General features: G+C 48.8%; 13 protein-coding genes. 5 read left to right on the forward strand and 8 right to left on the reverse strand.

Annotated elements, in window-relative coordinates; genetic code table 11:
• Positions 1-26: 26 nt before the first annotated feature.
• The 3 genes from prpD to prpB form a co-directional block, all read right to left on the reverse strand.
• Complete coding sequence (gene prpD / locus LG381_RS21105) at positions 27-1,478, reverse strand: 2-methylcitrate dehydratase (protein WP_001275841.1); 1,452 nt, start codon at positions 1,476-1,478, stop codon at positions 27-29.
• Positions 1,479-2,055: 577 nt separating this feature from the next.
• Entirely contained in the window at positions 2,056-3,225 is a 1,170-nt protein-coding gene (gene prpC / locus LG381_RS21110) for a 2-methylcitrate synthase (RefSeq protein WP_225762887.1), read from the reverse strand.
• Between the two features lie 44 nt (positions 3,226-3,269).
• Positions 3,270-4,160, reverse strand: coding sequence for a methylisocitrate lyase (prpB, locus tag LG381_RS21115; RefSeq protein ID WP_000052205.1), 891 nt, complete (start codon positions 4,158-4,160; stop codon positions 3,270-3,272).
• Positions 4,161-4,398: 238 nt separating this feature from the next.
• Between prpB and prpR the strand changes: the two genes are divergently transcribed.
• Positions 4,399-5,985, forward strand: a complete 1,587-nt coding sequence (gene prpR / locus LG381_RS21120) for a propionate catabolism operon regulatory protein PrpR (protein WP_225762888.1) — start codon at positions 4,399-4,401, stop codon at positions 5,983-5,985.
• Positions 5,986-6,095: 110 nt separating this feature from the next.
• Here the strand turns inward: prpR and yahO are convergent, their stop codons facing one another.
• A complete protein-coding gene (gene yahO, locus LG381_RS21125; RefSeq protein WP_000848012.1) occupies positions 6,096-6,371 on the reverse strand; it encodes a DUF1471 family periplasmic protein YahO in 276 nt (91 codons plus the stop codon).
• Positions 6,372-6,962: 591 nt separating this feature from the next.
• Between yahO and LG381_RS21130 the strand changes: the two genes are divergently transcribed.
• From LG381_RS21130 to LG381_RS21140, 3 genes are all read left to right on the forward strand, one after another.
• Positions 6,963-9,590 (forward strand): autotransporter outer membrane beta-barrel domain-containing protein, encoded by a 2,628-nt coding sequence (locus LG381_RS21130; protein ID WP_225763002.1) that lies wholly within the window; start codon positions 6,963-6,965, stop codon positions 9,588-9,590.
• Between the two features lie 814 nt (positions 9,591-10,404).
• Positions 10,405-13,032: an autotransporter outer membrane beta-barrel domain-containing protein gene (locus LG381_RS21135; RefSeq protein ID WP_225762889.1), complete on the forward strand. Its 2,628-nt coding sequence runs from the start codon at positions 10,405-10,407 to the stop codon at positions 13,030-13,032.
• A gap of 134 nt (positions 13,033-13,166) precedes the next feature.
• Positions 13,167-13,799 (forward strand): LysE family transporter, encoded by a 633-nt coding sequence (locus tag LG381_RS21140; protein ID WP_225762890.1) that lies wholly within the window; start codon positions 13,167-13,169, stop codon positions 13,797-13,799.
• 312 nt (positions 13,800-14,111) lie between these two features.
• Here the strand turns inward: LG381_RS21140 and zorD are convergent, their stop codons facing one another.
• Genes zorD through zorA1 form a run of 4 tightly spaced genes read right to left on the reverse strand, consistent with a single transcriptional unit; the run spans position 14,112 to position 22,439 of the window.
• A complete protein-coding gene (zorD, locus tag LG381_RS21145; RefSeq protein ID WP_225762891.1) occupies positions 14,112-17,351 on the reverse strand; it encodes a type I Zorya anti-phage system protein ZorD in 3,240 nt (1,079 codons plus the stop codon).
• Positions 17,351-19,138, reverse strand: a complete 1,788-nt coding sequence (gene zorC, locus LG381_RS21150; RefSeq protein ID WP_225762892.1) for a type I Zorya anti-phage system protein ZorC — start codon at positions 19,136-19,138, stop codon at positions 17,351-17,353. The genes zorD and zorC overlap by 1 nt, the downstream gene beginning before the upstream one ends.
• Positions 19,135-19,872 (reverse strand): type I Zorya anti-phage system protein ZorB1, encoded by a 738-nt coding sequence (gene zorB1 / locus LG381_RS21155; protein WP_000483327.1) that lies wholly within the window; start codon positions 19,870-19,872, stop codon positions 19,135-19,137. Before zorB1 ends, zorC begins: the two co-directional genes overlap by 4 nt.
• Positions 19,873-19,883: 11 nt before the next feature.
• The gene (zorA1, locus tag LG381_RS21160) at positions 19,884-22,439 is read right to left on the reverse strand and encodes a type I Zorya anti-phage system protein ZorA1 (protein ID WP_225762893.1); all 2,556 of its coding nucleotides are present in this window, start codon (positions 22,437-22,439) and stop codon (positions 19,884-19,886) included.
• Positions 22,440-22,750: 311 nt separating this feature from the next.
• Between zorA1 and LG381_RS21165 the strand changes: the two genes are divergently transcribed.
• Complete coding sequence (locus tag LG381_RS21165) at positions 22,751-24,616, forward strand: YaaW family protein (RefSeq protein WP_225762894.1); 1,866 nt, start codon at positions 22,751-22,753, stop codon at positions 24,614-24,616.
• The last annotated feature ends 42 nt before the right edge of the window (positions 24,617-24,658 follow it).

Consider the following 24,658-nt stretch of genomic DNA (forward strand, 5'->3'; position numbering starts at 1 on the left):
TGAACTTACGCCTTACCGCCGTTTACTTAAATGACGTACAGGTCGAGATACTCATTGACCGGCATCTGTTCGAGGCGAGTTCTGTCGAGAGAAACGTCCAGAATGCGCTGCTGCTGGCGAGTCGGGAACTGGCGTGCGAGATTGATTTTGAATTTATCGACCAGTTTCGGAATGCCATCCTGACGGCGACGGGCATGACCAATCGGGTACTCCACCACCACTTCTTCAAAGCGCGTGCCGTCGGTGAACTCAAGGGTAATGGCATTGGCGATAGCGCGTTTTTCCGGGTCGTGGTAGTCAGCGGTAAATGCCGGATCTTCAAAGCAATTGATCTTCTCGCGCAGGGCATCGATGCGTTTATCTTGCGCAACGTTATCTTCGTAATCTGCCGCCGTTAAGCGCCCGAACAGCAGCGGGATCGCCACCATGTACTGAATGCAGTGATCGCGGTCTGCCGGGTTATTGAGTGGCCCTTTTTTGTCGATGATGCGAATACAGGCTTCGTGGGTGCGAATAGTCACTTTTTCGATATCTGCTGCCGTTTTGCCTACTGCCTGCATCTGTTCATAGAGCGTCATCGCCGCTTCAACTGCCGTCTGGGAGTGGAACTCCGCCGGGAAGGAGATTTTGAACAGCACATTTTCCATAACGTAGGAACCATACGGGCGCTGGAAACGGAACGACTCGCCTTTAAAGGAGACGTCGTAGAAGCCCCACACCGGCGCGGTCAGGGCTGACGGATAACCCATTTCGCCGGTTTTCGCCATCAGTGCCAGACGTACCGCGCGGGAAGTGGCATCGCCCGCCGCCCAGGATTTGCGCGTGCCGGTGTTCGGCGCATGGCGATAGGTGCGCAGCGACTGACCGTCTACCCACGCCAGCGAAACGGCGTTGAGGATTTCCTCGCGGGTCAGGCCGAGCATTTCGGCGACCACGGCGGTGGAAGCCACTTTCACTAACAGAACGTGGTCGAGTCCGACGCGGTTAAAGGAGTTTTCCAGCGCGATGCAGCCCTGAATTTCATGGGCTTTGATCATTGCGGTCAGCACCTGTTTCATGGTCAACGGCGCTTTGCCGCTGGCGACCGCGTTGCGCGAAAGCCAGTCCGCCGTTGCCAGAATGCCGCCGAGGTTGTCGGAAGGATGTCCCCACTCCGCCGCCAGCCAGGTATCGTTGAAATCAAGCCAACGGATCATCGCGCCAATGTTGAATGCCGCCTGGACAGGGTCGAGCTGGAACTGAGTTCCGGGGACGCGCACGCCGTTAGGTACGACGGTGCCGGGGACAATTGGCCCCAGCAGTTTTTTACAGGCCGGGTATTCGAGAGCTTCCAGACCGCAGCCGAGAGTGTCGAGCAGGCAGTAATGTGCGGTGTCGTAGGCCACTCTGGAGCTGATTTCGAAGTTCATTACGTAATCGACGATATCAATAATTTCGCGGTCGAATTCCGGGCGGATGTTGTTGATTTGAGCTGACATTGGGTACGTTTCCTTCGGATTTTTTATAAAGTTAAAGTGATTATTTTTTACTCTGTTATCGAGAGTGAGTGTTTGCTTCTGAGCAGGCCTTTCCCCTCACCCTAACCCTCTCCCCGGAGGGGCGAGGGAACTGTCCGTGCACTCGGTCAAATGGAGCGCGTTTTTCCCCCACTCCCTTCCGGGGAGTGAGCCGGGGCGAGGGAATTGTTCGTGCACCCGGTCAAATGGGGCGCGTTTTTCCCCCTCTCCCTTCCGGGGAGTGAGCCGGGGCGAGGGAATTGTTCGTGCACCCGGTCAAATGGGGCGCGTTTTTCCCCCTCTCCCTTCCGGGGAGTGGGCCGGGGCGAGGGAATTGTTCGTGCACCCGGTCAAATGGGGCGCGTTTTTCCCCCTCTCCCTTCCGGGGAGTGGGCCGGCGAGGGAATTGTTCGTGCACCCGGTCAAATGGGGCGCGTTTTTCCCCCTCTCCCTTCCAGGGAGAGGGCCGGGGTGAGGGTCTGTGCTCGCACCTGAGCTGACCTTCCCCCTCACCCTAACGGGCAAATTGTGCACGCGGTTACCTCCTGCTCCGTTCTTCTTACTGCCGCTTATCCAGCGCGACAAACGGGCGGTCTTCCGGGCCAACATAATTGGCGGAAGGACGGATAATTTTGTTGTCCTGACGTTGTTCGATAATGTGCGCCGCCCAGCCAGTAACGCGGGCGATAACAAACAGTGGCGTAAACATCTCGGTGGGAACGCCCATCATGTTGTAGGAAACGGCTGAGAACCAGTCGAGATTGGGGAACATCTTTTTGCTCTCCCACATCACTGTTTCCAGGCGATCGGCAATGTGGTACATCTTCAGCGAGCCGCCTTCCTGCGAGAGCTGCTTCGCCACGCGTTTGATCACCTGATGACGCGGGTCAGCGATGGTATAAACCGGATGCCCAAAACCAATGACCACTTCTTTGTTTTCCACGCGTGTGCGGATATCTGCTTCGGCTTCGTCTGGCGTTTCGTAGCGTTGTTGGATCTCCAGCGACACTTCATTCGCCCCACCGTGTTTCGGCCCGCGCAATGCACCAATCGCGCCGATAATGGCTGAATACATGTCAGAGCCGGTGCCCGCAATCACCCGGCTGGTAAAAGTGGAGGCGTTAAACTCGTGCTCGGCGTACAGCACCAGTGAAATATGCATCGCCTTTTCCCAGCTTTGCGATGGCTTTTCGCCATGCAGCAGATGCAGGAAGTGACCGCCGATGGAATCGTCATCGGTTTCCGGCTGGATGCGTTCGCCGTTGTGGCTGTAGTGATACCAGTAGAGAAGAATCGAGCTAAGTGACGCCAGCAGTTTGTCGGCAATATCCCGCGCACCAGAGACGGTATGCCCCTCTTTTTCTGGCAGCGTGCAGCCGAGCGCGGAAACGCCGGTGCGCATAACATCCATCGGGTGTGACGCCGCCGGTAAGGCTTCCAGCACGGTACGCACGTTAGCCGGTAGACCACGCAGGGCTTTCAGTTTCGTTTTGTAGGCGGCGAGTTCGTCACGGGTCGGCAGTTTGCCGTGGATCAGCAGATGCGCTACTTCTTCAAATTCGCAATGTTCCGCCAGATCAAGAATATCGTAACCACGGTAATGCAAGTCATTGCCACTTTTACCCACGGTGCAGAGCGCCGTATTGCCCGCCGGAACGCCGGATAGTGCCACAGATTTTTTCGGTTTAATGACATGGGTACTGTTTTGCAGGATCGTTGTGTCGCTCATATTGTCCTCGTCATTTGTAGGGTCGAGATATTTTTCGTTGTGTTTTATTTCACCTGGCTACGGGCAAACAGGTCGTCAAGCTTCTCTTCGTACTGGTAATAGTTGATGCTTTCGTACAACTCGTTGCGGGTCTGCATGGTGTCGATCACGCTTTTCTGCGTGCCTTCCTGACGCAGGACGTTGTAGACATGTTCAGCGGCGCGGTTCATGGCGCGAAACGCTGAAAGCGGGTACAGCGCCATTGCAACATGGGCACTGCGTAATTCATCGGTAGTGAACAGGGGCGTTGCGCCAAATTCGGTAATGTTGGCGAGGATTGGCACCTGCACCGCATCGGCAAACTGGCGGTACATGGCGAGTTCGGTAATCGCCTCCGGGAACAACATCTCGGCACCGGCTTCAACGTAGGCCTGCGCACGCTCGATCGCGGCATCCAGCCCCTCTACCGCCAGCGCATCGGTGCGTGCCATGATCACAAAATCAGGATCGGTTTTCGCATCCACCGCCGCGCGGATCCGATCCACCATCTCTTCTTTTGAGACGATCGCTTTGTTCGGACGATGACCGCAGCGTTTCGCGCCGACTTGATCTTCAATATGTAAGCCTGCCGCCCCTGCTTTGATCATCGATTTCACGGTGCGGGCGACGTTAAAGGCCGAAGAGCCAAAACCAATATCAGCATCCACCAGCAACGGCAGCGAACAAACGTCGGTGATACGGCGAATGTCGGTCAGTACATCATCAAGGGTAGAAATACCGAGATCGGGCAACCCCAGCGAGCCTGCCGCCACACCGCCCCCGGAGAGATAAATCGCCTGATACCCGGCACGCTGTGCCAGCAGCGCATGGTTAGCGTTGATGGTGCCGACAATCTGCAATGGATTTTCTTTAGTGAGTGCAGCGCGAAAAGCTTTACCTGGAGAGTGTAGAGACATAGCACATCCTTTGTTATCAACTTGTTATTTGCGTTAATAAACACAAAGCAAGGGATGTGCCACAATTGCATGAATGTAATTAAATTTTTATTTTCAATAAGTTAGCTTAAAATCCTTAATTTAATCCGCAAATATGCGTTTCAGTTAACGTTTCAGGCAATGTTTCACTGCGTTTCATTGCAACAATTATGAAACAAGACTAAACCCAATATTCGGTTTCTTAATTCTTTAGGGTGCTATGGCACATCCACCACGGCTGAACGACGACAAACCCGTTTTTTGGACGGTATCAGTGACGCGCTTGTTCGAACTGTTTCGCGATATCAGCCTTGAGTTTGATCACCTGGCGAACATTACGCCTATCCAGCTTGGCTTTGAAAAAGCGGTGACCTACATCCGCAAGAAACTGGCCAGCGAACGCTGCGACGCTATCATCGCCGCTGGCTCTAACGGCGCGTATCTGAAGAGCCGCCTGTCGGTGCCGGTGATTCTGATCAAACCCAGCGGATTCGATGTGTTACAGGCACTGGCAAAAGCCGGAAAACTCACCTCTTCTATCGGCGTTGTCACCTATCAGGAAACCATTCCGGCGCTGGTCGCGTTTCAAAAAACCTTTAATTTGCGCCTTGATCAACGTAGCTACATCACCGAAGAAGACGCACGCGGGCAGATTAACGAGCTAAAAGCTAACGGCACCGAAGCCGTGGTCGGTGCCGGGCTGATTACCGATCTGGCAGAAGAAGCCGGAATGACCGGAATTTTTATCTATTCCGCTGCCACCGTGCGCCAGGCGTTCAGCGATGCGCTGGATATGACGCGCATGTCTCTCCGGCATAACGCCCAGGATACTACCCGCAACGCCCTGCGTACTCGTTACGTTCTGAGCGATATGCTTGGTCAATCACCACAGATGGAACAAGTGCGGCAAACCATTTTGCTCTATGCCCGCTCCAGTGCGGCGGTGTTGATTGAGGGAGAAACGGGAACCGGTAAAGAGCTGGCGGCTCAGGCGATTCATCGGGAATACTTTGCCCGCTACGATGCGCGACAGGGCAAAAAGTCGCATCCGTTTGTTGCCGTCAACTGCGGGGCGATTGCTGAATCATTGCTGGAAGCGGAGCTGTTTGGCTATGAAGAAGGGGCGTTTACCGGCTCACGACGCGGAGGCCGCGCCGGGCTGTTTGAAATCGCCCACGGCGGCACGCTGTTTCTTGATGAGATTGGCGAAATGCCGCTTCCTTTGCAGACTCGCCTGCTGCGGGTTCTGGAAGAAAAAGAGGTCACTCGCGTCGGCGGACATCAACCGATTCCGGTGGATGTGCGGGTCATCAGCGCCACCCACTGCAATCTGGAAGAGGATATGCAGCAAGGACATTTTCGCCGTGATCTGTTTTATCGACTGAGTATTCTGCGTCTGCAATTGCCACCATTGCGCGAGCGAGATGCGGATATTCTGTCGCTGGCGGAAAGCTTTTTGAAAGCGTCTCTGGCGGCGCTCTCCGCCCCGTTTTCTGTTGCATTACGCGAGGGGTTAAATACCTGCCAGGTGGTTTTATTGCACTATGAGTGGCCGGGAAATATTCGTGAACTACGCAATATGATGGAGCGACTGGCGCTATTTTTAAGTGTGGAACCGACGCCGGATTTAACACCGCAGTTTTTGCAACAGCTACTGCCGGAATTAGTCCACGAGTCGGCGAAAATTACCGCCTCCCCTTTGCTGACACCCCAACAGGCACTGGATAAATTTAATGGTGATAAAACAGCAGCGGCGAATTATTTAGGCGTCAGCCGGACGACGTTCTGGCGGCGGCTGAAAAATTAAATTGCCGGATGCGGCGTGAACGCCTTATCCGGCCTACAAAACCATGAATTTCAATATATTACGCTCACCGATAGACGTGCGCATCGGGCATATTTACAGGGGCTTCAGAATTACTTCTTCTTATAGATATTTGCCGTACCGTGGATCTTATTGTCAGTCTGACCGGAGGTCAGTACCAACACATCAGCACCTTTTTCATCCGCTTTTTTGATCAAATCTTCTTTTGCATCTGCAGTCGACATTTCATTACTTGTTGAAATATCACCTATTTTTTCATATTGCGATTCAACCTTTTCAAATTCCGCTTTGGTCATCAATTCAGCAGCATAGACGTTTGTAACAACAAAAGCTAACGCACCAACTAAGAGCTTAGTTCCAGTTTTCATAAGTGAACTCCATAATGTGTGATTGGCTAATGCCCTGAAGCTAACAGTCATCATCAGGGTTGATTAATAAGTAGTTCAGCGGTTAGGAAAAATCTATAGGAAAAGAGAATATATTTGTATTGTTCTTAATGCGAACCACTCTTGTCCAACTGGTTAATAACTTTCACTGCAAGTATCGCTGGTGTTATTTGAATTATTTTTCATAAAAATCTCATATTTTCACCCTGCCAGAGATTCAATATAAAACTTACATTATCCACATTATTTTTCTGAACAAGAAAAAACCAACCATCTATTGGATTGATTTTTATAAGCATTGTTTATTTTATTCCTTATTAACCTTAAGACGATTTACTATTATTTTTAATGATAATAGTAAAAAACTTCACTCACACCATTTACAAACCACTAAAACCTATCAATACAATGAACAACTAACAATTTAATAAATTTATTGTATCTAATATTACAGATATTCTTATTTGGCAACTTGCATGCTTACACCCAACAAGTCTTCAGGAAGAAAATCAGTGCAATAAAACACATCTCGCTATTTATATTTTAAGGATGAAAGTGAGTGATATGAGTGATATGAGTGATATGAAGTTAACAAAACATGCTTTATCAACCCTGGCTATAGCCATTTCAACAATACTATACACACCAGTATCTCTGGCCGTTGACCCTCCCTCAAATCTAAATAGTAGAGTTGTCGTCAATAATAATGAAGAATTGAAACTCATTGCTTCAGAGGGTTACAATCCCAAATGGAAGCAATTTGGTTTTTTGATGGTGGGCGAAAACTCTAATGGCTCCGTTATCCTTGATAATATGTTAATTATTACCAGATACTCTACCATAGGTAGAAATTCTGAAGGTTCCATCACTTTATTAAACCATACCGACTGGCAGTTTAATCTCACTGCACCCAGGATGGAGCTGGGGACATATGATGGTTCCGGCACCGTATATGTGTTAGAAGGCAGTAAGATAAGTGGCCTGCAAGACCTAAAAATTGGTGATTATTATGGTGATGCCAAAGGATTGATGTTTATTGATGGGGAAAACTCGTCAGTTACCTCTAACATTACTACTGTTGGCAATCAGGGAACCGGCAATTTACGTATTACTAATGGCGGTACATTCACTTCCTTAGCTCAACTAAATATAGGCTATGCTTCTCCAGTCAATGGTATATCAGAAAATCTTAATAGTTATGGAAATATCCTGGTTGACGGTAAAAATTCAACATTGAATGCTGAATATATTTATCTTGGCGGATTTAGCCCTGATGTTCCGGTTACGACTACCGGTATCCTTACCGTTAATAACGGTGCAACAATCAATGCCAATTCGTTTATCTGGGTTACTCTCGCCCCTGGCGCCACAGGCATTTTAAATATTGGTGGTGCGCAAGGTGAGGCTGAACAGCCTGCAGGTTCGATTAATACGCCATTTATTCATTTAGGCACAGCGGATGCCTCTTCCTCTTCGGTAGTAAACTTTAATCACACCAACGCTGATTTTGTCCTGGCCTCCGCTATTGAGGGGAACGGCCAGGTTAACCAGGTCGGCTCCGGGACAACCACATTATCCGGCTCGAATAACTATGCCGGTAATACCTATATAACCAAAGGCAGCCTACGCGCAGGTAAAGAAAATACCTTCAGCCCCAACTCCGATTATATTGTCGACAACGATGGGCATCTCGATTTAAACAGTTATTCGCAGGCGTTAAAAACGCTGACGCTGGCTGGAACAACAACGTTGTCTTCGTATGAACAGGGTCACGAGTTCACGCCGACCACACTGACCATTAACGGCAACTACACCGCCAATGATGGCCTGTTAGTCATGCATACTGTATTAGGCGATGATAATTCCGTAACGGATAAACTCATCGTAAAAGGTGATACTTCCGGTAGTACCCGCATTATGGTCAACAATGCGGGCGGTCTGGGCGCGAATACTCTGGAAGGGATAAAAATTGTAGAGGTTGACGGCCTGTCAGAGGGCGTTTTCAGTAAAGAAGGTCGCATTGTTGCCGGTCCCTATGACTACAACGTGGTAAAAAGCGACAATCAGAACTGGTTTTTAACCAGTGAAATTCCCGCAGGACCGTATACTCCACCGGAACTGCCCGTCATCCCGGAACCAGATCCTGAGCCCCCTGTAACACCAGAACCGCCTGTGACACCGGAGCCGCCTGTTACGCCATCTGTCCCACAACCAGAACGAAAACATCTGTATCGCCCGGAAATTGGTAGCTATCTTGCCAATATTCAGGCGGCAAATACGCTGTTTAATACCCGACTGCATGACCGTCTGGGGGAAACACAATATACCGACCTGCTGACCGGTGAGCAGAAAGTGACCAGCTTGTGGATGCGTAACATTGGTGGACACAATCGTTTTAAAGATCGCTCGGATGAACTGAGCACTCAGAGCAACCGTTATGTTCTGCAACTTGGCGGCGATCTTGCACAATGGAGCAGTAACGCACTCGATCGCTGGCATCTCGGCCTGATGGCTGGCTATGCCAACAGCAAGAGTCACACGCATTCCAGCCTGACCGGGTACAGCTCTCGTGGGCAAATCGACGGCTACAGTGTGGGGGTGTATGGCACCTGGTACGCTAACGAAGCAGATAAAACAGGGACTTATGTTGATAGCTGGTTGCTCTATAACTGGTTTGATAACACCGTCTCCGGCGAGTATCTGCCCAGTGAAAAATATCACTCTGACGGTATCACCGCCGCCATTGAAGCGGGTTATACCTTCCGTCTTGGTGAAAGCGCAGATGCCCGCACCAACTACTGGTTGCAGCCTAAAATGCAACTGACGTGGATGGATGTGAAGGCAGACAATCATACTGAAGACAATGGCACTCTGGTTGAGGACAGCACCGAAGGTAACCTGCAAACGCGTCTGGGGGTGAAAGCGTACCTGCAGGGTCATAATGCTATTGATGATCATAAAGCGCGTTCCTTCCAGCCTTTCGTGGAAGCCAACTGGATTTATAACTCCCGCAATTACAGCGTGAAGATGGATGGCATCAGCGATGAAATCATCGGCACGCGTAACATCGGCGAGCTAAAAGTTGGGGTGGAAGGTCAGCTTAATCCACGTCTGCAACTGTGGGGCAACGTCGCCCAGCAGTTGGGGGACAACGGTTACAGCGATACCCAGGGAATGCTGGGCATGAAATATCTCTTTTAATGCCACTTTGCCGCCCGTCACGTGCGGGTGGCACTCTTTTTAGATCAACGTTCTTTGTGATCGCGCTCGCATTCAGTCATTTTTACTATAAATATGATGAAGTTAATTCAGCTTATTCATGGGTGAAATGACTATGGCTCCCTTGCACGCCGTATATAACCCCTCCCGTTGTGCAAGTTATTTTTCATCTGTGTAACGGAAGTTAGTTGCATTCGTATATCCGACCTCTCTTACGGTACCGTCGTACCCGGCCATGATGTGTGATTAGGCCAATGCACTAAAGCTATCAATCATCATCAGGGTTGATTAATAATTAGTTCAGCGGTTAGGAAAAATCTACAAAAAAAGAGGATATATTTCTATTTTTCTCAAAAACAGCCACATTTCTCCTGTTGTTGAATAATGCTCACGATAATTATCGCTGGTGTTCCTTAATTTAATTTTCATAAAAATCTCAAATTCCTGCCTCCGCTAAAATCCAATATAAAATTCACATAAGCCATATTACTTTTCTGGACAAAAAACCACCACCCATCTATTAATGTGATTTCCATACCCTTTCGTTATTTCACTTACATAAACTTTAGGATTATTAGATGTATTTTTTCTAAACGACATAAAAAAACTGCATTAACTCCACTTACAAACCACTAAAACCAATCAATGTAATGAACAACTAACACTTTAATAAATTTATTACATCTAATATTACATATATTCTTATTTAGTAACTTGCATGTATGCGCCTTACAAGGCTTCAGGAAGAAAAACAGTGCAATAAAAAACATCTCGCCATTTAAATTTAAGGATGAAAGTGAGTGATATGAAATCAGCAAAAAAAAGCTTATCGACACGGGCGATAGCAATTTCAACAGTATTATTTACACCCGTATCCCTGGCCGTAACCCCACCCACAGATGCAAATAGCGTTGTTATCATTAATAATGGCGAAGAGGCAAAAGTTATTGCCTCCGAAGGTTACGATCCTGGATGGAATCATTTTACTTCTTTGAATGTAGGCCAAAACTCTAATGGCTCACTACTCATTGATAATATTTCACTTATTACTGCTAATGCTACCGTAGGTAATAATTCTGAAGGTTCCCTCACTTTATCCAACCATACCAACTGGCAGTTTGATACCCCTACATCCAAATTGTTTTTGGGTACAAATGAAGGTTCCGGCACCGTATATGTGTTAGAAGGCAGTAAGATAAGTGGCCTGCAGGAACTAAGGGTTGGTGAATATTATGGTGATGCCAAGGGGTTGATGGTTATTGATGGGGAAAACTCATCAGTTTCCTCTAACATTACTCTTGTTGGCGATCAGGGAACCGGCAATTTACGTATAACTAATGGCGGCACACTCACTACCTCAGCTCAGGTAGCTATTGGATATGCTTATCCAGCCAATGATATATCAAAAAATCGTAATAGTTATGGCGAGGTTCTGGTTGACGGTAAAAATTCAACATTGAATGCTGAATATGTTTATCTTGGTGGATTCAGCCCAGATGTTGCTTTTAATACTACCGGTATCCTTACCGTTAATAACGGTGCAACAATCAATGCCAATTCGTTTATCTGGGTTACTCTCGCCCCTGGCGCCACAGGCGTTTTAAATATTGGTGGTGCGCAAGGTGAGGCTGAACAGCCTGCAGGTTCGATTAATACGCCATTTATTCATTTGGGAGCCGCAGATGCTTCCTCCTCGTCGGTAGTAAACTTTAATCACTCCAGTGCCGATTTTGTTCTGGCCTCACCTATCCAGGGAAATGGTCAGGTTAACCAGGTAGGTTCCGGGACAACCACATTATCCGGCTCGAATAACTATGCCGGTAATACCTATATAACAAAAGGCAGCCTACGCGCAGGTAAAGAAAATACCTTCAGCCCCAACTCCGATTATATTGTCGACAACGATGGGCATCTCGATTTAAACGGTTATTCGCAGGCGTTAAAAACGCTGACGCTGGCTGGAACAACAACGTTGTCTTCGTATGAACAGGGTCACGAGTTCACGCCGACCACACTGACCATTAACGGCAACTACACCGCCAATGATGGCCTGTTAGTCATGCATACTGTATTAGGCGATGATAATTCCGTAACGGATAAACTCATCGTAAAAGGTGATACTTCCGGTAGTACCCGCATTATGGTCAACAATGCGGGCGGTCTGGGCGCGAATACTCTGGAAGGGATAAAAATTGTAGAGGTTGATGGCCTGTCAGAGGGCGTTTTCAGTAAAGAAGGTCGCATTGTTGCCGGTCCCTATGACTACAACGTGGTAAAAAGCGACAATCAGAACTGGTTTTTAACCAGTGAAATTCCCGCAGGACCGTATACTCCACCGGAACTGCCCGTCATCCCGGAACCAGATCCTGAGCCCCCTGTAACACCAGAACCGCCTGTGACACCGGAGCCGCCTGTTACGCCATCTGTCCCACAACCAGAACGAAAACATCTGTATCGCCCGGAAATTGGTAGCTATCTTGCCAATATTCAGGCGGCAAATACGCTGTTTAATACCCGACTGCATGACCGTCTGGGGGAAACACAATATACCGACCTGCTGACCGGTGAGCAGAAAGTGACCAGCTTGTGGATGCGTAACATTGGTGGACACAATCGTTTTAAAGATCGCTCGGATGAACTGAGCACTCAGAGCAACCGTTATGTTCTGCAACTTGGCGGCGATCTTGCACAATGGAGCAGTAACGCACTCGATCGCTGGCATCTCGGCCTGATGGCTGGCTATGCCAACAGCAAGAGTCACACGCATTCCAGCCTGACCGGGTACAGCTCTCGTGGGCAAATCGACGGCTACAGTGTGGGGGTGTATGGCACCTGGTACGCTAACGAAGCAGATAAAACAGGAACTTATGTTGATAGCTGGTTGCTCTATAACTGGTTTGATAACACCGTCTCCGGCGAGTATCTGCCCAGTGAAAAATATCACTCTGACGGTATCACCGCCGCCATTGAAGCGGGTTATACCTTCCGTCTTGGTGAAAGCGCAGATGCCCGCACCAGCTACTGGTTGCAGCCTAAAATGCAACTGACGTGGATGGATGTGAAGGCAGACAATCATACTGAAGACAATGGCACTCTGGTTGAGGACAGCACCGAAGGCAACCTGCAAACGCGTCTGGGGGTGAAAGCGTACCTGCAGGGTCACAATGCTATTGATGATCATAAAGCGCGTTCCTTCCAGCCTTTCGTGGAAGCCAACTGGATTTATAACTCCCGCAATTACAGCGTGAAGATGGATGGCATCAGCGATGAAATCATCGGCACGCGTAACATCGGCGAGCTAAAAGTTGGGGTGGAAGGTCAGCTTAATCCACGTCTGCAACTGTGGGGCAACGTCGCCCAGCAGTTGGGGGACAACGGTTACAGCGATACCCAGGGAATGCTGGGCATGAAATATCTCTTTTAATGCCACTTTGCCGCCCGTCACGATACGGGCGGCACTCTTTTTAGATCCACGGTCTTTGTGATCGCGCTCGCATTCAGTCATTTTTACTATAAATATGATGAAGTTAATTCAGCTTATTTATGGATGAAATCACTATGGATCCTTTGCACGCCGTTTACCTGACCGTCGGACTGTTCGTCATCACGTTTTTTAATCCAGGCGCAAATCTCTTTGTCGTGGTTCAAACCAGTCTGGCTTCTGGTCGTCGCGCGGGCGTACTCACCGGGCTTGGTGTGGCGTTGGGCGACGCCATCTATTCCGGGCTGGGATTATTTGGGATGGCAACGCTCATTACTCAGTGTGAAGAGATTTTCTCACTCATTAAAATCGTCGGCGGTGCTTATCTCTTATGGTTTGCCTGGAACAGTATGCGCCGACAATCAACACCACAGATGAGCGCGTTACAGCAGCCCCTTAGCGCCCCCTGGTATGTATTTTTCCGCCGTGGATTAATTACCGATCTCTCGAATCCACAAACAGTTTTATTTTTTATCAGTATCTTCTCAGTGACGTTAAGCGCAGAAACGCCGACCTGGGCACGGTTTATGGCCTGGGCGGGGATTGTGCTCGCATCTATTATCTGGCGTGTATTTCTTAGTCAGGCGTTTTCTTTACCCGCCGTGCGTCGTGCATACGGGCGTATGCAGCGCGTTGCCAGTCGGGTTATTGGTGCGATTATTGGTGTCTTTGCGCTACGGCTGATTTATGAAGGAGTGACACATCGGTGAGCTGATAATTGTAACCAACCCAATTGAGAAATTGGACCGCCATCGAGGCCTCGAACCCCGTACCATACAACAATCCTGGTTGTCGTCTGCTCTTCCTGATGAGCTAATGGCGGTTTTTTGATACGAACCTTACAGCATATTTCCTGTCAGGCCCTGGTGCGATGCATAAGATACAGAAACTGCCCTACGCGAACATGACGGAATTATGATTTTTTTCATATGAATGTCAACTCATACATTCACAAAATATCTTCGTTGTTCATTAATAAAGCAATAGCGAATCCCTGTCGATTTACTCGCCCATGGCATTCCCTACGCCAGGGGAGTACCCGCCAGCACCGCTTCAAAATCTGCGGCGCTCAGATCGGTTGCCCCTTTGAGCATATCTCTCGCCAATGCCCGGCGTCGGTTCAGTAATTCATCCAACGTTTCTTCAAAAGTCATTAACTGGCTATCACGCACCGTCGGATAATAGACGTAAACATCTTTCTGCTGCCCGATACGGTAGGCCCGATCGGTCGCCTGATCTTCCTTCGCCGGATTCCAGCAACGGGTAAAGTGGATGACATGATTTGCTTTTTGGACATTGACGCCAAACCCAACCGCAATGGTGGATAAAATAATGACGTTAAAACCGGGCGTTGACTGAAATGTATCGATCAGACTCTGACGATTTTGATCGCTGCCAGATTTGGTGCTGGTATCACCATTAATAATAAAAGGCTTAAAGCCAAAATGCTGCGCAATCAGATGTTGCAGTTCTCGTTGAATATCGCGCAGTTCCGTAAAAATAATCACTTTGTCATCAGATGACTGGCGAATCATATTTAATGTCTCCAGCAACCATTTTACTTTCGGGGCATCGTTCCGTAAGCGCAAATCTGCACTGACGGAATAAGGCCATGCGCAAATAAGTTTCAGGCGATGCAGTAACCCCAGCATACCTGAGCCTCGTTGATCCAGCCCTTCGCTGATCTCCTGTTGGTTTCGCCAGCTTGCAACCGAGTGGGTATAGAGATCCCGTTGCAATGGCAGCATATTCAACTGTTTACAGCGTTGATCTTCAATCTTATCCGGCAGGTCTTTCGCCACTTCTTCTTTGGTGCGGCGCAGCGTCTGCGGTTCTATTAATTTACGTAGCGATTCGAGGACAGCATTATCATTCTGTTGCTCAATGGGGCGCAGATAATCTTTACCAAAATTATTTAAAGCCCCCAACAAACCTGGCTGCACGAAGTCAAATAAACACCACAGATCGACAAGGGTATTTTCGACCGGTGTTCCGGTACATGCGACTTTAAATTGTGCCTGAATGGCTTTTGCCGATTGGGTAATTAATGCCGCCGGATTTTTAATTTTCTGCGCTTCGTCGCACACCATTATGGACCAGGGCTGACGAGCCAGGGAAAATTCCTGATCGCGCAACGTCTCATAAGTGGTAAGAACAATATGCGCGTCACCCACCCAGTCACTTTGCAGTAAGTTCTTAATCCCCTTACTTTTAAGCGCCTGTGGAATACTCTCTTTCGCGCATTTCTTAGCCTTAAGTTCATTACCGTAGAGTTTTAAAATCGACACCTGCTCGCGCAGGAAGAAATTCCCAACCTCACGCTCCCAGTTATCGAGTAACGACACCGGAGCAACAATCAGCGAAGGAGGAGCATCCGGGAAACGTTCACGATGCCAGATGAGAAAAGTTAGAATCTGTAAGGTTTTACCCAGCCCCATATCGTCTGCGAGTAAACATCCCGCCGTCTCTATTGGCGACTTTAGATACAACTGCTGGAGCCACGCTACCCCTTTACGCTGGTGTTCACGTAGCTGAATGGACGTTTTGAGGATCATCGGCAGTTCGACTTCTGCCTGATGTGCACCGAGCAAAGAGTCCCGCCGTTGTTTAACATACAGCGCCTGCTCGATATTTTGTTCTATCAGCAGAACGGCGCGACTGACCGGCTCACTACTGACGCCATCATTTGTTTCACCGTCGATTTTCTTTTTCCATTTATCGTGGAAAATTTCTGCTTCTTCACGGGGCAAAAGGTTGTCGTTCCAGGGCATGGCGACTTCCGGCGCATCCGTAGCTTTTGCCTCTTCCAGCCGCTCTTCCAGTTCCTGAAAATGTTGATGATTATCGAGATCCCAGCCAGAGAACATGGCCTCGCACATCTCTTGCACAAGGTTCTCCGGAAGCCATTTTTCACTTTCACTTTTGACCAGATAAGGCGAACTTATTTTTTCAAATTCACCGATCCCGATAACCCGGTCGCTGTATTTGTTCAGATCGAGGACGTGGGTAAAATTCATTCCCGCCGCCTGGTGCTGCCAGTTTTCAAGCAACGCCTGATAACCTTGCAGTTCTTCCTGGCTGAATCTGGAAAGCTCCAGATCGTAACCCTGCCAGACTCCGGCGGGCAGTTGTGCCGCTAACTTTTGCTCCAGTTCAGAGAGCAACGCCGCCAGTTCACCTGGACGTTTAAAGATATAGGTTTCATCCGCCACAGATTGCTCAGTTCTGGGGCTGAGAAGAAGCGTTACCGCCGCAATTTGCCTGTTTTCATCAATCTGCGGCTCCAGACGGAAATCATAAAAGTAGATCCCGGCGTCCTGCAAATTCTGCTCATAAACGTCAGGATCAAGCACCAGGCTCGCCTCTTCACCAATCCAGGTGTAGGGGTTGCGAACAAATGAGAGCGCATCATCCCCCGCCACGCGACGCCCCGTAATAGCGTGCACGGAGGTCAGGACGTCTTTGACTTCAGGAGAAAGAATGACATGGTTTAAGACACCATCGTCCCCTAAAACACGGTAACGATCCTGCACCTGTTGCGTGCGGTCAAAACTCTGTAACCAGTTGGCAGGCTGCTCATCAAAAACAGGTTCAATTTCCAGCACCGGAGTATCCACCACCAGCGATTTTCGCAGTTTTAACTGCAACGATTCCGGCCTGATGACGATCGTTTTCGCGAGATAGTCATCCAGTTTTGCCCCTGCTTTTTTGGCCTGCCGCCGTATTTTGGCCCAACGGGTTTGGTTGACCGTTTCGCCCGGCGTCTGTCGCTGCTGCAACCTGAGTTGCTGTAGTGCGTCCAGAAGTTGCCAGTTCTCTTCACTTAACACAAAGGTGCCTTCCGCAGAGGAAAAGCTGGCGCCTGTGCAAGTTATCTCAACAGGGCGATAGTCATCAGGTAGGGTCCATTTATCAATGAAAACGCGAAAAGTGTCATCGCTAATGCTTCCTGTTGCAGCAAGATGAGCCGTCAGATTGCGCTGTGAAGGGAAAGCAAAAATCGCCAGACTGCTGGCATAGTCGTCATTTTTCCGGATGCGGTAAAAATCATCCCAGCTAAGAAACCAGCAATCAGACCAGTGTGAAACATAATCTTCCTCATGAAGCTGTTCCAGGCATGAGGCGACAGGCCAGTTATCTTCGCTATCGGCAAGACTAAAGGGGAAAGCAAAACCCTCTTCTTTCATTACATACACCGGCGCAAATGAAGCAGGTAGTGAAGTATTCTCTTTAATAAATTTACCCAACAATTTTTTGAACACTATTTGCTCCAGTAAGTAAATTTACCCAGCACAGGTTTAAACCCAAGGCTGAGTAATTTTTGCGCCGCTTCATGGTCTGGTTCATTGAACTGAATATGGATTGCGCCCCCCAGCCCTCGTTTATCCATCACTTTGCAATCGACCGAACGAATAATCTCCCGGATTTGTTGTTCTCGGTCGGGGAGATCTTTTTTGGCTTTTAACGAGGAGGCGATGATTTTGATTTGCTCTTCCCGGTCTGACTTTGCATCACTGACTTCATGTTCAGATAACGATGCAGGTTCAGGCCGACTCACGGTCTTTGAGGCATTGAAGCGAGAGATATCCAAAGTGACAGAGGACTGATTTAAATCTTCCGCAACGTAATCAATACCCAGCTTACGAAGTTCTTCGTCATATCGGCTCATCCACCCCTCAATTCGGTTGAGTGAGTAGAGAAATACCGGCGACAAATGCGGTAAACGCAACCGGACTTTACGGCGGTTATTCCGCTTATCTTTCAGATCATAATCAATATCAAGAATGCCGGTTTCCGGATTAAAGGGCGCATTCCCCATATGGTAGGCATACATCGCCCCCACTTTCGAAAATTCGACAAACAGATAATCACCAATGCGCATAATCATGGCATTGTTATCGCGTGAACCAGAACCTTGCAGACGGCTTAATCGCCCTGCGTTTTTCGCCCTGAATTCAACATAATCGGCATCTTTGGATCGCAGCGCATCTTCGCCCAGCACAATGCGCGTATAGCTCATTTGGTTGGCAAAACGTAGCCAGTAGAACAGGCGCGCATGGTCAACATCCCGATTGCCTTTCAGCAATTCAAAGAACAGTTTCAGGTCGTCTTTGGCGAACCATCCTTGCACCATCAGTAATACCGGATTTTCAACGTGAACCTGCCAGCTTTTATTACGGCTGGTTAACTGCGGATTTCCCCAATATTCCAGGGCCAATTGCTTGAGTTCGAAATGCGTTTGATGTTTAAAAGCCGACTGATAATAACGGGTCAGAGTGGCTGCCAGAATATTATCTTTAAACCGCGTAAGCTGGCGGCTTAAGGCGATAAGAGAATGAATTTTCTGCTGAAAAGCATCGTCAGTCAGGCAAAAAATCTCATTGACCAGGTGGTTAACAATTTTGCGCCATAACCAGCTGGTTTGCGGAATTTGCGCGACTTTCTCCAGCACCGAAATATCCGTGATTTCTCCACGCCCAAGCTGTTGTCCGAGAAGAAAACCTGCATTATCGGTAAAAATATCGCTATAGGTGTCAATGACCGACATCCAAGACATCTGACGCGGCGCACTCTCTTTTAGCTGTTGAAACCCACGAGCAATCTGCGTGCGTAGCTGAAGCCACTGCGGATTCTTTTCCGGTGTATCGCTGGAATGACCAAAGTAGCTGGTACATAGCGCCAGCCATTCGCGGCGTGTTAACCGCTGCTGCGCAATTTTTTGTTCAATTTCAGCGATAATCCTCGCGAAGTTTGTTGCATCATCAATCAATGCAATTTCAAACAGATCGCCTTCTGCCACGTCATTAAGGCCAAAAAAAATCATCTTCCACTCGAAGGGCTTTGGCGTATCCCCCGCACGCAGCCGGGCAATGGCCTGTCGGCGTTTCTCCAGAGGGGGAACCATCTGCACCGCGCGAGCATCTACCTTCCTCTCAAGTTGCGCGATAACGCGCTGAAGATAGTGAAAAGCATGACTTACCGTCGGCTGCACGTTCTGCTCCCGATAGGGCAGCAAACGGGTTTTCAGTTTTTCAATAGCAGAAGTCATTGCATGGCTCCCAACTGACAGGTTTCCTGACTAATGCCAGGAACAACATCCATGCTTTCGTCGCGCTTTTTGTCTTTCAGGCCAAAGAATTGCATCCGCAGTTCTACGCGACGGCTGGCTTCTTTGCTCTCTTTCGCATTGTTGAACGAAACCCCGCCCGCCAGAAATAATTTACGGATCTGGACCTGTTGTTCCGGGGTTATTTTTTGCTGTAGCGCGCTTCTGCTATCCAGCAAACTGCACATCACCCATTCCGAGCGTTGCAACGAAAGGTGCAGGTTATAGAGATAAGAACCGTCAGTATCCGTAAAACCTTCTATAACAATTTGCTTAAACCATTTTTTGCCTTCATCGCTATTTGCCGCCTCCAGCACTAACGGCACCACATCCTGTAGCGCCTGTAATCCTTCGGCGTTAAGCGCAAAGCGATTGTGCTCAAAACGCCCTGCTTCACCAAAGCTGATACGGTTGTCATGGCAGTCAACCTGAATCGTCTTATTGAGATTCTTTGCCTGAAGCTCAAGTTTTTCACACAGGCGAGCGATATCATGCCCGCGCGATTTCTCCCCCGCCTCCGCCTGCTGGATCCGCTGCGTAACAGAGCTAAGTGACGCCACCATCACCACCAGAAACAGCACCATCATGGCGGTCATCAGGTCTGCATAGGAGATCCAGAAGGGTTTTTCCGCTTCATCGCTGCGCCGTTGCCTGCCATTAAATACCCGGTTAAACATCAGCCTGTTCCTTACGCGCGACGATGACGGAGTACTGTTTCCAGCGTATCCACGCTTTCACCGATAATCTCAACCGAAGAACTTAAGGCTCCCGCCGCTTTCGTCAGTTGCGTATCCATCTCTTGCAGTGAACGATTCAGGCCGTTTTCCACTCCGGTCGTAAAGGATTCAAAACTGGTTCCCATTACCTCGGCAATGTTATGCAGGAACTCCTGAGCCTCACGGTTATATTGTTGCAGGCGTTCAGAGTACGCTTTCAGATCGTCAACAAAACGGCTGCGCGATGTTTGTTCATCATGGCTACGGTTAATCAGCGTTTCGAGTGCCGTTATGGCATTCGCCACGACTTCACGGGTATTACGATAATCAGCAATCAATGCACCCAACTCCGCGCTGGCACTGGAAAGCGTGCGTCCTGCCTGTTGCGTGCCATTGAGCACCTCAGCGGTCAACTGATTAGCCTCAGCAACACGATCGCCCGCAGCCTCAAAGCGGTCGGCAGCCACGCGCATTTTATCGGCTCCTGTTTGTATCTCTTCCAGATGGCGCGTGGTGTTTTGCGCCATCCGTTGCAGCAGATCGCCTGAAGCAGATTGCTGTTCACGCAGCATCTGCATCAGCGACTCAACCTGACTTTCAAGCTGACCAATGATTCGCTGCGCTTCCTGTTGTAACGCACTCTGCGCAGATTGCTGTTGCTGACTGAGCGACTTCTGACCTTCTTCCAGTTGCCCAAACAGGTTGCCAAGTTGGCTACCCAGGTGATCGATACCGCTGGTCATTTTCTCTCGCAGGGCATCCTGACCGGAATGCATGGTTTGCTGTAACGACGTCATAAACTGTTGCTGTTGCTCAGCCGCCGCCTGCTCACGCGCTTCGCTACGTGCCAGAAGCTGCTGAGTTTCTTCATGCAGCACGCGTTGCCCCTGTTCCTGAGTCTGGCTCATCTGTTTTTGCCCGGACTCCAGTTGGCTGAATACACCCGCCAGGTTTTGCGTCAGCGTTTCGATACCTTTGCTCATATTGCCCATCAGCAGATTTTGCGCCTGGTTTTGCTGCTGATTAAGTTGCTGCTGACCATTTTCCAGTTGTGCAAAGAGCGTCGCCATATGGCTGCCAAGCGTATCCACGGAAGCTGCCATTTTCTCCATGGTTTCATTTTGCCCTTGCTGAACACTGGACTGGATAGCCTCAATAAACGCGCGCATCTGTTCCGCCATCGCTTTTTCACGCGCTTCGCTGTCGGCAAAGATTTTTTCCAGTTTTTGCGCCATCCGTTCGCCCGCGCCCTCACCTTCTGCGCCAATACGGGCAACGGATTCCTGCAAGCTGCGCAGCATCTCATTCATCCCTGCCTGCATCTCCTGCTGACCGCTTTTCATTTCGCTTAACAGTTGAGAGATCAGTTGCGCGCTGCCCTGACGTGAGTCATCCCCGGCCTGACGCATATCCTGCAACAACGTTGAGAAGCCGCTTTGCATAGACTGAATGGCTTCCACAGAACGCCCCATCATCTCCTGCATGGTGGTGAATTGCTGACCAAAGGTGTTATCCATTTTGCTCATAAAGGCGGTCAGGACGTTCTCCAGCATCGACTGCACACGATGGCTCTGATCGCCGGAGGCGGTTTGCACCACACCAGCAATTTTATCCAGCGGATTTTTCAGACTGGTTTCGATAGCACCACTGACCTGTTCAGCAAACTGTTGGCCTGACTCGCGGTATGTTGTTGATAATGTCTCTGCCAGCTTTTGATTTTCCCGCACCTGGCTATCCACCAGGTTTTGCAGCATTTCGCGCAGGTCAGTGACCAGACCATCCTTAAGTTGCCGCGCATGGGTGGTGTTTTCTTTAGTACTGGAAAGAAGTTGCGAAAGGTAATCTTCACCGACGCCGCCCTCAAAAAGCTGGTCAATGCTGGCGGTAAGAAGTTCAAGGTTTTTATAACATTGCGCCAGTCGCCATTTTTCAAACATGGTGACCAGAATGGAAAACGTAATAGCAAACGCCGAACCTAAAAACGCATACAGAACGTCGCGTAAAAGGTTAGCGACGCTGGCGCTGACCTGCTCTGGCGTGCTGGGGTCAAAATGGTGCAAACCAATCATCAGCCCCGAAAAGGTGCCGATGATCCCAATTCCGGTCAGGATGCCAGGGAGATGTTTAAACGCTTCCGTATAGAGAGGAATTTCGACTAATAACGGTTCCGTAAACCATGCTGACGACGGAGCCGTTGAACGGATGGCGCTAATTTTTTTTTGCCCGCTGTTTTCGTCAAACTCAAACTGGCGATGTAGAGACTCTTTAAATTCGCTCCAGGGATGCGCAAAAAATTTATCAGAGAATAACGCGTCTAATTTTTCGAGTTGTTGTGCCGGTTTTTCATTGCCAAGTTGCCGAATTGCTTTCGCTTTTTGTTTAAAGCGCGCTGAAACCCTAAATGAAGGAATAGCGTAACGGACAATGAAACCCAACAACAAAACCCCAACCACAATAGCGACATAAATCGGCACATTTTCTGGATTAACAGAGGTTAACGTGTCGAGGAACGAAGTCAGCGAAAACATCTAAATACCTTGAGTGAAGGAAAAGAAATTTGCAGGGCAGAACATCACCAGCAAGGAAAAAAATCGCCCGCTCATTATAGGAAAAGTCTCGATTTTTACATCAATAAAACGTTATATATCTCACAAAAACATTGATCACACGCATATGTAAGAAATTTAAATCGCTTGGTGAAAATAATTCACAGAATTTATGCTTTATGACACAAAAATTGGGGATTTTATTTTTTTCGCCGCCAGACTTACGTATGAAACTTTTTCGTAGGGCGCGCTGCTTCTAATAACGTCCAGTCACTATTCAACGAGACAATTAAATGAGTGAGATTGACATTAAGGGCGATGAAACGCTGGTTGCTCTGCTACTGAACGCCGACAAAAACGATATCGATCTGCTGATTGATTACATTACCCCAGACGGAAAATTTAATTTTTCCCAGTCTGACCGCGTTAAAAAGGCCTTGCGCGATGGTAAAAATAGCGAAGCTGTTGATGAGGAAACATTGCGTTTGCTGATTCGCGAACTGCAACATTTTGGCGGTAACACCGTAATGAATCTGTTCCGACGCAATGGCGTTAGCTATAGCGAAATTGTTGACGATGTCGCCAGCCATCTGAAAATTAAAGTCGCGAAAAATGCACCGGTAAAAGAAAAAGAATCACTGATTATCGATGCCGTTTTTGCGTCATCCTGGAACAAAATGTCAGATGACGATCGCCGTCAGCTTCTCCGTGATATGGGAATTAACACCAGTATTAGCCTGGATAAGTTGTCACGTATGGAGCTGCCACTTTTGCAACGTGCGGCAATGGTAGCAAGCGGTCTGGCGCAGATCGCCACGGGGAAGGCACTCCCGCTAATTGCGGGTCTGGGGATAGGTCGCGTGTTGGGCGTTCTCACCGGTCCTGTCGGGTTAGCCCTCACCGGTTTATATACCGCTTATGATATTTCCAACCCGGCGTTCCGAATCACCTTGCCCTGTGTAGTGCAAATTGCCTGGATTCGCTTAAAAAATTCCCGCCATCACCGTCTGAGCGAATCGGTATCATCAACGGCAATGTCAACCGCAAACTATGGCAATCGCTGGGTGTTTGAAAATGAAAAGTCGCAGCGCGTTTTAACTGTATCGTCTATCGCTTTAAATGAAATTACCCACCCCGACACTCTGATACGACATGACATTACTGAAATTTCACGGTTAGGCCCACTCTTACAGACGCTTCCTTCGCTCGCCACCGCCGCCCATGTCGCCAGTCATCACTATATGGAAGTCATAATTGATGGCGCACTGGCGAAAGTGAAAGATGGCTCGGGATATCGTGGCTTCAGTCTCGGGGAAAAAGGAATTAAAGCGCACGCAGTTTTGCTGAACCCTGACAAACTGAATCAATTAGTCAATGCCAGCATATTACTGAATGTCGCTTCGGCGATACTGGCACAAAAACATCTGGCAGATATCAGCAATAAACTGACGCAGATAATTGAAACTATTCGGGAGATTTCTGCGTTCCAGAACAATGCCCGCAAATCTGAAATTGTCGGCGCTATTCAGTATTTACAGCAAATCACACCTGTCGTCATTGAGGGGCAATCTTCGCCAGAAATACGGCAAATACTTGAAGCTATCGAAAAGGATTTTTCAACGCTCCAGGATCATCTGCTGACGGATATTGCCTTTGCTGGCGAGAAGGTAGCCTCTATAAATGACGGCAGTTTTTTCAGTAGCGCAACCATCACCAGTAAAATTCAGGCGCAACAAAAAATTATTGAAGAACGGACGATGGAGTGGGATTTAGCGATGAGGGTACGCGGGCAAGCATTACATCTGGTCAGCCATAGTGAGGGTCAGACGATACTGGTAGAACGTCGTCAGCAGGCTATAGAACATCATTATGCGCAGTTCGATACGGTTATCAGCAAGGTAGAAAAACAATTACAGTCACGAATTGATAGCATCGGCGCCGTAGCGGAACAGGCGAATACCACCAGCGCCAATAAAGTCATTTTGCGAAAATGGTGCAATAACCGCTTAATGCCGCAAAAAGTCGCAATTAAGGAAGCCCGCATGGCGTTCGACCAATTCCAGCAAAATATGCTGGACAAGCCGTTGCAGACCAGCCGCATGTTGGTGGAAATGAAAGACGGAAAACCGGTGAAGTGTTATGCGTTGCCGGATGCTTAAGGCGGCTCGTAAGGTTTACTGTGTGGTTAGCGGTACCACACA

It is taken from the genome of Escherichia sp. Marseille-Q3837 (genome assembly GCF_916618735.1).
GTDB classification, from domain to species: domain Bacteria; phylum Pseudomonadota; class Gammaproteobacteria; order Enterobacterales; family Enterobacteriaceae; genus Escherichia; species Escherichia ruysiae.

Bases quoted from the DNA above. Each gene is read 5' to 3' on its own strand.
- prpB (WP_000052205.1), bottom strand. From the start codon at position 4,160: ATGTCTCTACACTCTCCAGGTAAAGCTTTTCGCGCTGCACTCACTAAA.
- zorB1 (WP_000483327.1), bottom strand. From the start codon at position 19,872: ATGTTTAACCGGGTATTTAATGGCAGGCAACGGCGCAGCGATGAAGCG.
- prpC (WP_225762887.1), bottom strand. From the start codon at position 3,225: ATGAGCGACACAACGATCCTGCAAAACAGTACCCATGTCATTAAACCG.
- prpD (WP_001275841.1), bottom strand. From the start codon at position 1,478: ATGTCAGCTCAAATCAACAACATCCGCCCGGAATTCGACCGCGAAATT.
- yahO (WP_000848012.1), bottom strand. From the start codon at position 6,371: ATGAAAACTGGAACTAAGCTCTTAGTTGGTGCGTTAGCTTTTGTTGTT.
- LG381_RS21165 (WP_225762894.1), top strand. From the start codon at position 22,751: ATGAGTGAGATTGACATTAAGGGCGATGAAACGCTGGTTGCTCTGCTA.
- LG381_RS21130 (WP_225763002.1), top strand. From the start codon at position 6,963: ATGAGTGATATGAAGTTAACAAAACATGCTTTATCAACCCTGGCTATA.
- zorA1 (WP_225762893.1), bottom strand. From the start codon at position 22,439: ATGTTTTCGCTGACTTCGTTCCTCGACACGTTAACCTCTGTTAATCCA.
- zorC (WP_225762892.1), bottom strand. From the start codon at position 19,138: ATGACTTCTGCTATTGAAAAACTGAAAACCCGTTTGCTGCCCTATCGG.
- LG381_RS21140 (WP_225762890.1), top strand. From the start codon at position 13,167: ATGGATCCTTTGCACGCCGTTTACCTGACCGTCGGACTGTTCGTCATC.
- prpR (WP_225762888.1), top strand. From the start codon at position 4,399: ATGGCACATCCACCACGGCTGAACGACGACAAACCCGTTTTTTGGACG.